General features: G+C 39.3%; 6 protein-coding genes and 1 riboswitch. Of the genes, 2 read left to right on the plus strand and 4 right to left on the minus strand.

Going from position 1 to position 12,978, the window contains the following annotated elements; all coding sequences use genetic code 11:
- The first annotated feature begins 14 nt into the window (after positions 1 to 14).
- Together BGC7_RS05010 and BGC7_RS05015 are read left to right on the plus strand one after the other, a co-directional pair.
- On the plus strand, positions 15 to 7,097 hold the full coding sequence (locus tag BGC7_RS05010; protein WP_050700459.1) for a DUF4465 domain-containing protein: 7,083 nt from the start codon (positions 15 to 17) through the stop codon (positions 7,095 to 7,097).
- Between the two features lie 35 nt (positions 7,098 to 7,132).
- On the plus strand, positions 7,133 to 8,008 hold the full coding sequence (locus BGC7_RS05015) for a porin family protein (RefSeq protein WP_050700460.1): 876 nt from the start codon (positions 7,133 to 7,135) through the stop codon (positions 8,006 to 8,008).
- Positions 8,009 to 8,134: 126 nt separating this feature from the next.
- On the opposite strand, the gene BGC7_RS05020 is transcribed toward BGC7_RS05015, so the two are convergent.
- From BGC7_RS05020 to nrdG, 4 genes are all read right to left on the minus strand, one after another.
- On the minus strand, positions 8,135 to 8,662 hold the full coding sequence (locus tag BGC7_RS05020) for an acyl-CoA carboxylase biotin carboxyl carrier protein subunit (protein WP_199318939.1): 528 nt from the start codon (positions 8,660 to 8,662) through the stop codon (positions 8,135 to 8,137).
- A gap of 11 nt (positions 8,663 to 8,673) precedes the next feature.
- Positions 8,674 to 10,176: an acetyl-CoA carboxylase biotin carboxylase subunit gene (locus BGC7_RS05025; RefSeq protein WP_050700461.1), complete on the minus strand. Its 1,503-nt coding sequence runs from the start codon at positions 10,174 to 10,176 to the stop codon at positions 8,674 to 8,676.
- A 17-nt stretch (positions 10,177 to 10,193) separates the two neighbouring features.
- Positions 10,194 to 11,735, minus strand: a complete 1,542-nt coding sequence (locus tag BGC7_RS05030; protein WP_050700462.1) for an acyl-CoA carboxylase subunit beta — start codon at positions 11,733 to 11,735, stop codon at positions 10,194 to 10,196.
- A gap of 173 nt (positions 11,736 to 11,908) precedes the next feature.
- A riboswitch (cobalamin riboswitch) is annotated at positions 11,909 to 12,226 on the minus strand.
- A gap of 65 nt (positions 12,227 to 12,291) precedes the next feature.
- Positions 12,292 to 12,825, minus strand: a complete 534-nt coding sequence (gene nrdG, locus BGC7_RS05035) for an anaerobic ribonucleoside-triphosphate reductase activating protein (RefSeq protein ID WP_050700463.1) — start codon at positions 12,823 to 12,825, stop codon at positions 12,292 to 12,294.
- Between the last annotated feature and the right edge of the window lie 153 nt (positions 12,826 to 12,978).

A 12,978-nucleotide genomic window follows, 5' to 3' on the forward strand; every position in this document is an offset into this window, starting at 1 on the left:
TATATTAAATTAATATGAAAAACTTCAAACTATTATTCTTGATGATTGGCTTTATGTTGGCAGGCATAGGTCAGATCGGTGCTCAAGGGGTAAAGTCTCTTGGCGATGATGGCGTTTTCTACCTCCGTACCAGCGATGGACACGAAGACTATGTGGTAGACGGCGAAGTGACGTTCAAAGCAGTGGCGTCGGGTCTTATAAAAACAAGTCTTGATGCAGGGGTTTGTTTCTCTCCTAAAAATGAAGGAGACCTGATACAAGTTACATTTGAGGATATTGACCTTAATGGTACAAATACGTACCTGCGTCTCTATCATGGTTATGCTCAAATAAAATATCCTTTGCCTACCGGACATTTTGCTCAAGTGGGTAAAGAAGTGAAAGGACAATCGTACTTGTCGGAGTCGGCAGACGGTAAATTCACATTCGGATTTCATAGTAATTATAATGCTGACGGACAAACAGGCTGGACAATAAAAGTAAAGAGTATTACTCCTGCCGACATGACTTATAAGTCTGCTTCGGTATTTCTCGACCAAACATTAGTGAACCGGGGCGGTCGCAATCAGATTCTATTGGGAGTGAATGTAGTCACCGAAGGACTTAATAATCGTCTTTCTCTCAAAGAACTGAACTTTGGAACTACAATCGGAGAAAATTTATTGCAATCCTATAAGATATATTATACCGGAGCAAATAAAAGTTTTGCTACAGATACGAAGATATCTGAATCATCGAATATAACTTCTTCTATAAATATTGCCACAGATGTGGCATTGGCAAACGGTAATAATTATTTTTGGTTTGTAGCTGACATTGCTCCCAATGCAGCAGTATCTTCTTCTCTGCCTGTAAATCTTACTTCTCTGAAAATAGGAGAGGAGACAAAAACACCGGAGACCTCTTCTCCGTCTGTTGCTGCAACTATATCTTCCGATATCTTGATGCAGAAAGAGCATTTGAGCTATACCATAGGTAGTGACATGAATTTCTTTGACGATGGAGGCAAGAATGGAAATATCTCTTCAAACTTTGAAGGAACAATAACTTTTGTACCATCTTCTGTCGGTAAAAAGATAAAAATTGATTTTTCGAAGTTAGAACTGTTCACTACTTCTACTGTAGGTTACAACGATGTATTCAACTTCTATAACGGTCAATCGGTAGATGCACAAAAGTTAATAACTACTCTACTAAAAGACATTGAGCCTATAAAATCGACTGCGGATGATGGAGCGATAACTATAACATTTAAAAGCACAACAGGGTTTCCTACTGCCGGATGGGAAGCTATTGTTTCAGAATTTGTTCCCGAACCGATGACTTACAATAGCACTGAAGTGCAATCGGCTACCGAAGAAACTTTAGCAGCAGGAAACGTAAACGAAAAGATGCTTATCTTCAATGTGAAAACATCTAATACCCTTACACCTCTAGCTGCCGAAGGATTTAAGTTTGACGCTACTGGAACAACGACCTTGTCTCGATTGACTAAAGCGAAGGTCTACTTCTTGGGGAAAAAAGCTGAGTTTTCTACAAGTAACCTTGTCGGAGAAGTGAGTTTGTCGGGAAGTTCTACTTTCGAAGTTACCGGTAGTCAAAGTCTTATTGAAGGGAACAATTATTTTGCATTGACGTATGACATATCTGCCGAAGCTGTTAATGAAGAGGAAGTAGCCGCAGCCCTAAATAGTGTGAAGCTATCGGGGACAAGCCATACAGTTACTAACTCTGTTCAGGCAAAGCGCAAAGTAGACAATACGTTTAAATCTTTGGCAGGAACGCATACACGTATACTCTATGGTAATTGGATGTATACAGATACAAAGAGTCCTTTCAATTCTTCTTACTATGATTACGAGGATAAAGATTGTATTGTAACTTTTACTCCTGCCAATACAGGGGCAGTTGCAGAAATAGAGTTCAGTGCTTTCGATGTATATTATGCTAATGCTTCATATGGAGTGAAAGCTATATTTGAGATATACAGTGGAACGGCAGTAAATAGTGCAAATCTTTTGTGGAAGTTAGATGATGCAGCCAAAAGTAAAACCGGGCCCGTAAAGAAATTACGTTCTACAGCAGCGGATGGTTCTATCACCATTAAATTTAATGCAAAAACAACATCGTCATATTATGCAGGAACAGGATGGAAAGCAGCCGTTCGTCCGTATGTGAATCATGATATGACAATAAAAAGCATTTCTGCTTTTCAGACCGAAACATCGAAAGTAAGTCCAAGTGCAACAAATCAAGAGATAATAGGCTTTGAGATTGTAACAGATGGTACACTCAATCCGTTGAAAGCAGAAGAGGTAAAGATAAATCTGAAAAAATCCTTATCTGCTGTCGATAAGGTTCATCTATTGTATTCCGGTGAGGTAAAAGATTTTTCTACAGCTCTCCCTATAGCTGAACTTTCTCCTACTACCGCACAAATAGCGATTTTGGCAGAGCAGATATTACCTGAAGAGAAATCATATTTTTGGATAAGCTATGATACTAAATCTGATATAGAAAGTGATCAGGAATTAGATGCTGAACTCTTATCTGTAAAGGCAAGTGGTACTACATATACACCTGTTGTTGGCGATCCGGAAGGAAGCCGTCTTACTAAGAATGAAATAGTTCTAGCTAGTGGAGACAACGGGCAGGTGACATTGAATAAAACAACTCTCTTCTATGACGATGGAGGTGCTGATAATAGCTACAGTAAAAGTTTCGATGGACAGATTACATTTCTTCCGGCAGCCACAGGACAGGTTGTGAAGCTTAAATTTAACGATTTCTTTACTGCTTCGGCTCATTATATGTACATATATAATGGCAAAGAGGCGAAAGAAGAGAATCTATTATATAAGATTTCGAGCACAACTACTCCCGGAACAATATTGCCTACATCGGCGGATGGAGCTTTGACAATCCGCTTTGTAAGTACAACGACTTCTACATATCGCGGATGGGAGATCGAAGCCTCTTCATACACTTTGCAAGATCTTGTAGTAAAAGGTATTGCAACAGCACAAGTAGGTGATGACAACATATTGCGAGGAGCGAATAACGAGGCATTGCAAAAAATTGTAGTTAGTGTCGAAGGAGATAAAAACGTAGTCAAACTGAACAATCTTAAGTTTGGAACCGGTACGACGACTAACGCGGGCGATATATCCTCGGCAAAACTGTTTTATACAGGCAAGACATCGAGCTTTATAGCCGAAGGTCAGTATGGTAATAATGCTACTTCATCCAATCTACTTTTCACCGGAACTCAGGACATTGAGATCAGCGACGCGGGAGATTATTATTTCTGGCTGGCTTATGATATTTCTAAGACTGCAACAATAGGCAATAAAGTGAGTGCTAAGCTCGAATCTCTTTCTGTTGGAGGAAACAACTATACTTCGATAGTAGAAACTACAGGTGTTGAACGTACTATAAAAGGAGGTTTTAAAGGAACATATACAATCGGAAAATCATCATCGGCAGACTATGCTACTTTTGCGGCAGCCATCGCTGATATGAAAGGTGGAGTAGAAGGTGCTGTTGAGTTTAAAGTAGAGGCTGGTACATACAACGAGAATATATTGATAAAAGACATTCGGGGTACATCTGCCGAAAACACCATTACCTTCACTTCTGCATCGGGCAAGAATAACGATGTAGTAATCAAAGGTTCGGGCTATTCTGCAACTTCTTCTTACGGAATGTTTGCCGTAGATAGTACAAGCTATGTTACTATAGAAAATATGAGCCTTATCCCTACCGATCAGTCATATAAATACAATATGCACATTCGCCGGATCAGTCGCCACTTTACTTTGCGAAACTGTATTCTGACAGCTAATCTCATCACATCAGGTTATTCAGGTATGAACCACTTCTATATGGAGTCAATCAATGAAGAGGGCAAGAATAACGATTACGTAACAGTGGATGGTAATATTATTACAGGAGGATATATAGCCTTGTATATGGGAGGAACAGGATATGTGGCTTTGTCTAAAGAAAAAGGCGCTGTTATACGTAACAATAAGATATACAATCCGTGCGGAAAAGGGATTTATATATTTGATGAGCGTGACGCCTTGGTAGAAAATAATACTATAATCAGCGAAACAACTACCAAGACAGGATATCAGGGAATGGATATTTATCGTAACAAAGGCAATCTGATTATACGCAACAATAAAATTGTCAACAAGCAATCATCTTATTCGACAGGTATAGAACTAAGATCGGAAGTTGTAGGCTCTGCCGACAAGCCTGTACAGATTTACAATAATAGTATCTCTCTTACCAATTCGCCTAATACATCCAGTTATGGTATGTCTATCACGGGTGATTGTTCGTACGTACACTATTATAATAATACGGTTCGTATAGCAGGAAATGGTGGTTATCCTTTTGGATTTTATAAGACAGATGAGAAAGGAAGTAATCTTATTGTGCAGAACAACTTGTTTCAGAATAAAACAGCCTCTCCTTTATATGCGTTCTTTAGAGAGTCGCAGTTAAAAATGGTTACATTCAAAAATAATGCTTATCTGCTTACAGGAAGTAAATTTACAAACAACTATGGTGGAGACAACTTTACTACTTGGGTAGCCAACTCAGGAGAAACGGGAGCGATTGAATATGCAGCCGAGTTTTTTACCGATACGGATTTACACCTAAGAGTGGCAGGCAATTTGAATGCTGCGCTACCTGTAAGTTTCATTACTTACGATATTGATGGTAAAACACGTAGTACAACAACACCTACGATCGGAGCTTATGAATATGTTCCGTTTACCATAGGCATTCCAGAGATGGAAGCAGATTACCCGAAAGTACAGTCTAAGGAGTATAATAACGCTGCTTTGAATGTAAAACTAACTCAGCCCGGAAAACTTTATAGCCTGATTAAACTGGCTACTGATGCTGCGCCGTCTGTAGAAGATATTAAGACCGGGCAGAAAGTGGATTTAGGACTGGGAGAAGAGGGGATTGTTGCGTTCTCTGGCTTGACCGAATTGACAGATTACAAGGCATACTTCTATATGGAGAGTATCTTTGGGGACAATTCGGCAATAATGTCTAGCGAATTATTCAAAACTCCGGTACAAATTCACCCTATGGTAGTTACTCTTCCGAGAAAGTGGGATAGGGTAGAAGCGGGTAAATCCGTTAATTTGTTCCCTATTGTCACAGGAGGTGTATATCCATATACATATAGCTGGAAGAATGCCAAAGGTGAGCAACTTTCTACTGATTCTATTTTGACTGTTGCTCCTCAATTCTCGGCACAATATACGCTGACAGTAAAAGATTCGAATGTAGAGAATAAAGATTACAGAACAGATGTATTGGTTACAGGAAACCAGGCTGTTGCTACATTCGATGACCTTTATCTGGCTTCTGAATCTTACTGGCAAGGCTTTGACGATGAAGAGCTATCTGTCTTTTATAGCGGCTCATACTCTTTCTCCAATATGTATTATCCTTCGCTCTATACATGGGGAGGATTCAGCTATTCGAATGTAACGAATACAAACTTTAATCCGGCTGAATTTCTCACTCAGCAATTCCGATCGGTTACAGGTAAAGGAGTAGAGGATAGTAAGAATTTTGCAGTTCTGTACACAATGGGATCGCGTACCGAAGTGAAGGTTGAAAACAATCCGGTGCAGGGAGAAATAATTCCCGGAGTTTTTCTTACTAATGCCGCCTATACAATGAGTAGTATTAAGAAAGGTGACTCATTCACAGGAGATCCTTTCAAAAAGGGGGATTGGGCTAAAGTAACATTTAAGGGAACAAAAGCAGATGGAGCTACATCCACTCTCGATTATTATTTTGCAGATTATCGTTCAGAGAACGAAGCAGAGCATTATGCAATAGATACCTGGAAGTGGGTAGATCTCTCTTCTTTGGGGCAAGTGGTTAAAGTAGGCATTACCATAGATGCCTCTCGCAAAGATGCCTATGGATTGACATTGCCGGCATATATCTGTATGGATAACTTCGGGGCAACAGATCCTACACCTATTATTGCAGATGGTTATCCTGTCTTGAAGGGAACGACACGCAATACAGCAAGTTTCGAAATGAAAGCAGATAATGCGGGTAAGTTATATAAATATGCTCAAAAGGCAACGGATACAACAACTCCAGATCTTTCGACAATATTAGCTTCCGGTTATGATGAAATTGAAGCTAATAATATTACCAATGTTCTTCTGTCCGGTCTAATTCCTAATACCGAATACAAAGCTTATTTTGTTCTTGAGTCGGCAGGAGGTTTCCATTCTGCAATTAAGGCTAGTAGTTCTTTTACAACAAAGGCTGCGTTTGATTATACATTGACAATAAACGATAAAGGATGGAATGTTGAAGACAAATATATTATTGGCTGTGGCGAACAGAGCTTGTTATCTGTAAAGGTAGAAACAGCAGACAATGACATTGTCAAGATAGATGGAGTTGCAAAAGAAAGTAATGAATTTGAAATTACTGTCGAAAAACCATCTGTGAGAAATATTCCGTTTGTTATCGAGTCTCAGGATGGAAGTTATAGTGAAACATATACTATTGCTATCGAAAAATATTTTGCATTCGGAGATATTGTCAAAACAATGTGGAATAATACTTTGATGCTCAATCTGAAAAAACTGAGAACAGAAGGATACACAGTCACCGGATATCAGTGGTACAAGAACGGGCAGCCTATCCAAGGAGCAACTGCGGCTTCCTATTCGGCAGGATCTAAAGCTGGTGATCTTTTAGATAAAGATGCTACATATGCCGTTGCTATCACTACACCTGACGGAACAATCCATTCTTGCGCAGAAAAGATCGTGTTTAAGAGTATGCAGGTAAAAGCTTATCCTAACCCGGTAAGTGCAGGAGAGACAATATATATAGATGCGGATATAGACGATGAGTTACTTACAGGTGCAGTGATTGAGATATATAACATTTCGGGAATACATATGAGTACTGTAAAAGTAACAGGGCGTATTACTTCGATTGATTTGCCTGCCAGCTCTGGCGTGTATATCTTGAAATTCAAGGCTAATAACGGTTTTGGTAAAGATCTGAAAACGATAGTAAAATAGCCTCTTTTTGTAACAAAAGATAAAATAGTAAAAACATGAGAACAAAGAAATATATATCTATGGTTGTTGCAGGATTTTTATCCTGCACAGCCTTGCTTGCTCAGCAAAAACAGGAGGTATCTGTATATGGTGCAGGCGGATTGTCGACACTGAACTATGATGCGAAAACAGGGGAGAGAAAAAATGGTGCAGGCGGAGATTTCGGTGTTGGCTACACATATTCATTAACAGAAAAATTTGCGCTGAATACAGGTGTAGGCATAGCTTTTTATAATGCTAAATTCTCAGCAAAAGAGATGACGGATATACTTTATGGACTTACCGATCCTCACAGTGAAGAAGTATATGATTTTCATTCTTCGATAACAGGATATGAAGAAAAGCAGAATGTAACATATCTCAACATCCCTTTGATGGTACGCTATTATCTCGATAATGCGAACCGATTCTATGTCTCAGGAGGAGTTAAAGTAGGTATTCCTCTTAGTGGGAGCTACAAAACAACAGGAGCTACCTTTGTAAATAAAGGTTATTTTGTCGATCTTGAGAATTGGGGAACATCTCAGGAGTTTATGGGTTTCGGTACTTTCAGGAATAAGACTGTCGATGAAGATCTGGATCTGAATATAGCTTGTATGGCAAGTATAGAAGCAGGTACAAAATGGGATTTAAATGATAAGTTAGTGCTGTATGCCGGACTTTATTTCGACTATGGACTCAATGATATTGTCAAAGGAAACAATGACAAAAGTTTTATTATCCATAACCACAATGCCTCAGGTGCAGAATTTTCCAACAATAGTGTGTTAGCATCTCACTACACTGCGGATAAAGGTCAAAGCAAGTTTACCGGAAAAGTTGTGCCAATGACATTCGGACTTAAAATGAGCTTAGCCTTTCAGATAAATTGACAATTTGTTTTATTGTATATAGGTAGGAAAAGAGGGCTTCTGAACAGAGTAGGAAGTTCTCTTTTTTATTATTCAATAAAAAAGGGCTACTTTTAATAGCCCTTTAATATTTCCCCAAAAGAGAATTTATACCTCTTTTTCCAGTTCTATCAGCAAGTCGCTCTTGCTGGTTGCATCCCCTTCTTTAACCAATACTTTCTTTATTATACCTTTTGTGCTGGCGAGAATTGCATTCTGCATCTTCATAGCTTCCAGTATGAGCAAGGTATCTCCTGCTTTTACCGAATCTCCGGTTTTTACCATCACTTCCAGTATTTTGCCCGGCATAGGGGCTTTCAGTCGTATTGTTGTAGACTCGCTAGCCTGAGATGTCAGCATTTTTTTGCGCTGTAGGGAAAAAGGAGTTTCTATAGAAAAACTATAACTCACCCCGTTTACTAATAGCTCGTATTCGTTTTGGTGTTTAGACATTATTTCTACCGGATAATGTACTCCGTTAACAGAAACGAAAGTAAAGCCATCGTTGGAAACCTCTATTTCAGGAATCAACTCTTTAGTGTTATATTCTATCTTGCCATTTTTATTTAATGAAAAGCTATATTCCTTATTAGATTCTTTATTGAGTGCTATCAATTGTTTATTTCGATTGTTCATAATATGACAAATTACATGTTGTTCATTCTGTTTCTTAGAGTCCACAAATCAGGATTTTCTTCTGTGTTCTCTTGAGGTTTATTCTGTTCTTCAAAATGATTTACTGCAAACAAAGCAGCTAGTAATTCCTCGTCTTTTTCCTGATAAACCATAGAGTCCATATCTTTTTCGATGAACGAAGTATCAAAATTTCCACTCTCGAAAGCCTTGTTGTGCAATACCGCTTTGTCGAAAGGAATGGTTGTTTTTATTCCTTTTATCTGAAACTCGTTCAGGGCTTGCAATGTTTTTGAGATAACGGTTTTCCTGTCTTTTGCATGCACTATAAGCTTAGCTACCATAGAGTCGAAGAAAGGAGTTATCTCAGAGCCTACAACTACACCCGAATCTATACGTATGCCTTCACCATGAGGTACGTGCAATGCTTTTATAACACCCAGATAAGGAGAAAATCCTGCTTGTACATCCTCTGCGTTTATACGGCATTCGATAGCCCATCCGTTTAGTTTCACATCTTCTTGACTAATAGGTAGTTTTTCGCCATTAGCCACCCGTATTTGTAATTCTATGAGGTCAAGCCCTGTAATCATTTCGGTTACGGGATGCTCTACTTGCACCCGGGTATTCATTTCCATGAAATAGAAATTCTTGTCTTTATCTAATAAGAATTCGACAGTGCCCAGACTGATGTAGCCTGCTTCCTTCGCCAGAGAAACGGCAGCGTCGGTCATCTTTTTGCGCAGGGCTTCGTCTAATGCCGGAGAAGGCGCTTCTTCCAGCAATTTTTGGTGTTTGCGCTGAACGGAACACTCTCTTTCGCCCAGATGGATCACGTTGCCAAATGTATCGGCTACTATCTGTATCTCTATATGACGGGGATTTTCCAGATATTTTTCAATAAATACTGATGGGTTGTTGAATGCAGATAGAGCTTCGGATGCGGCAGAAAAATACATCTGTTTCATTTCCGACTGTTTGCGTACTATACGCATACCTCGTCCTCCACCTCCGGCACAAGCCTTGATGATAAGAGGAAATCCTATTTGTTTTGCAATTTCTAAGGCTTCGTCCAATGTATCTACACTGCCTTTACTGCCACCCAACATAGGAACTTTTCCTTTAGCTGCTATCTCTTTAGCCACAATCTTATCTCCCATGTTTTGTATGACACGCGGCGAAGGACCTATGAATATAATGCCTTCCTCGGTGCAACGGACAGCAAACTGTGCGTTCTCGGACAGATAACCATATCCGGGATGTATAGCATCTATTTTGTTTCTTTTGGCTAATAACACGAGACTCTCTATGTCGAGAAACTCAGGGATGTCGTTCTTCTCTCTCTCTGGAAAATCCAAGATGCGGTCTACCTGAGACAGATAAAAAGCATTAGGCTCTTTCTGTGTCCTTATACCTACCGATTCTATTCCCATTTTTTTTGCTGTACGGGCTATTCGAATGGCTATTTCTCCCCTGTTGGCAATCAGTATAGAATGTATTTTATCTTTTGCTTTCATTTTTATATCTTTTACGGTTAAAGTGGTAAATTACCATGCTTGCGTTTCGGACGGAGTTCTGTTTTCCGTTCAAGTGCTTTCAGACAATTTATAATTTTACCTCGTGTAAGGGCAGGGTCGATAACTTCATCTATAAATCCTTTTTCGTCGGCGATATACGGATTGGTAACTTCATCCCTGTACTTTTGAGTCAGCTCTCTTTTCAGCATTACAGGGTCTTCCGATTCTGCCAATTCTTTTCTATACAAAATTGCTATAGCACCGTCGGGTCCCATAACAGCAATTTCGGCAGTAGGCCAAGCATATACGAAGTCTCCACCAATACCTTTACTGTTCATCACAATATATGCACCTCCGTACGCTTTACGAAGTATAATTGTTATTTTTGGTACCGAAGCGAAGGTATAGGCATATAGTAGTTTTGCGCCATGGCGGATAATACCATCATGTTCTTGATCTGTACCCGGTAAGAATCCCGGAACGTCTTCCAATGTTATAATCGGAATATTAAAAGAATCGCATATGTTGATAAATCTGGCAGCTTTTACCGAAGAGTCTATGTCGAGCGTACCAGCCATAACTTTGGGCTGATTGGCAACTATACCAACCACTTGTCCATCTATGCGGGCAAAAGCTGTAAAGATATTCATCGCGTGGTTTTCTGCCACTTCGAGATAATCTCCATTGTCGACAATGAGTTCTACAATATCTTTTACATTATATGGTTTGTCCGGATCTTCGGGAACTATATTTCTTAATCTTTCTTCGTTTTTGCTTATTGCGTTTTTTTGCTTTTCTACAGGAGGGTTTTCCATGTTGTTGGAAGGCAGATAAGATAATAGTTTTTTTACACCTAATATCGTATTCTCGTCATCGCTGTATACAAAGTCTGCTACACCTGATTTTGTTCCATGTACTGATGCTCCTCCAAGATCTTCTGTTGTAACCGTTTCGTTCAGAACTTCCTTTACAACATTGGGTCCTGTTACAAACATATAGCTGGTGTCGGCAGTCATAAAGATGAAGTCGGTGAGGGCAGGGGAGTATACTGCACCTCCGGCAGCAGGTCCCATTATTACCGATATTTGAGGAATGACCCCTGAAGATAGAACGTTACACTTGAATATGTCGGCATAGCCGTTCAATCCACTGATTCCTTCCTGTATACGTGCGCCACCCGAATCTATCAATCCGATAACCGGAGATCCTGTCTTGAGTGCCAGATTTTGTATTTTAGCTATTTTAGATGCGTGCATTGAGCCTAACGAACCTCCAAGAACATTGAAGTCTTGTGAATAGGCATATACCAAACGGCCGTTGACTCTACCAAAGCCTGTGATTACTCCATCGCCAAAGGCTTTTACTGTCTTTCCGAAAGAAGCGTTTGCTGGTGGAGTATAGGCATCTGTTTCTTCGAATGTGCCTTCGTCGAAAAGAAGCAGGATGCGTTCGCGTGCGGTAAGTTTCCCTCTCTTGTGTTGTTTTTCGGAATAATTTTCGTCATATTGTTTCTCCAGTAATGCATGACGAGCTAAGAATTGTTCGTACGATTTTTTCATTCTTATTAATAGATTTAGTAATATTTATACCAACTATGATGAATACAACAAATATTTATCATAATTGATCAATCGCCAAAGAAAATAAATAGCATGAAGACTAACATAAACCAGTATCCTGTATCGACAGAATCTTAGCTGATGGATGTTCTTTGCTTTATTTCCCGAAAGCGTTAAACTTATATGGCCCTGGCAGGTCTTCTGGCTTACTCCATCTCCGAATCTCCTTCCCATCTTTTCAGTCATCAGTTATCAGTTATCAGTTATCAACCTTATTTGTTGTTAACTGTTCACTGCTAACTGTTCACTGTATGTGACAGTGGCATCGAGTATTGTTCAAAGACTTTCCCAGCTTACCTTGTTAACTTATTACTGTTAACCGTTCACTGAAAAGAGCTTACAGCAGCGGGTCTGCCCGGGAATTTCGCCCGGTTCCCTTTTCACCACTTTCTATGAATATAAAAAGTGACACCAAAACCGGAAGCAAAGGTAGGGGTTTTTCTTGAAAAGAAAATAGTTTCGTGTTTTTTCTGCTCAATGAATGAATATATGAAGCTTATAGCTCGATAAGAGAGGGTATATTTTGTAATACATGATTGCCATTCCATATAATTACATTTCCATTTATCAGCGATTTATTTATGTCAATAATTCGCTGATTGCTACTGCCTCTGAATTGTAGGTCTTCATTTCTTAGAGAGGAGATGTATCTTCCGTCTACAAGAACATCGATAAAAGGCAGGATTTGAGATAATCTCTGAGATCTTAGAATCTGTTCGTATGAATAGCCGGTATAGCACCAGATTGTTTTCTGGGATTCTTGTTTTATTCGTATGGCAAGCTTTGTGAATCCTTCTACTTGCATCAGAGGATCGCCTCCGGTGAAAGTAACGTTTGCAAATTCGTCTTCTTCTATCTTGTCGAATAATTCATCTACCGAAAATAAAGAACCATTGTCTTTGTCCCACGACTGAGGATTGTGGCAGCCCGGACATTGGTGTGTACATCCCGCAGCATAGATGGCTGTCCTGAATCCGGGACCATCTACAGAGGTGTCGTGTACAATATTTAGTATTGATAATTTATCCATAAGATTGCTTGTTGAATTTATCTTCTCGGTGTATAAGAAACGATTGCTATTAGGATTCGAGAACTTTATCTATAAAGAAAATTCTTTTTGTGAACAATGATAAACGTGATAAATAAAAACAAGCAGAAAGTGTAACTTTTGTCACTTTTTAGT

Source organism: Dysgonomonas sp. BGC7 (assembly GCF_001261735.1).
Classification (GTDB): Bacteria; Bacteroidota; Bacteroidia; order Bacteroidales; family Dysgonomonadaceae; genus Dysgonomonas.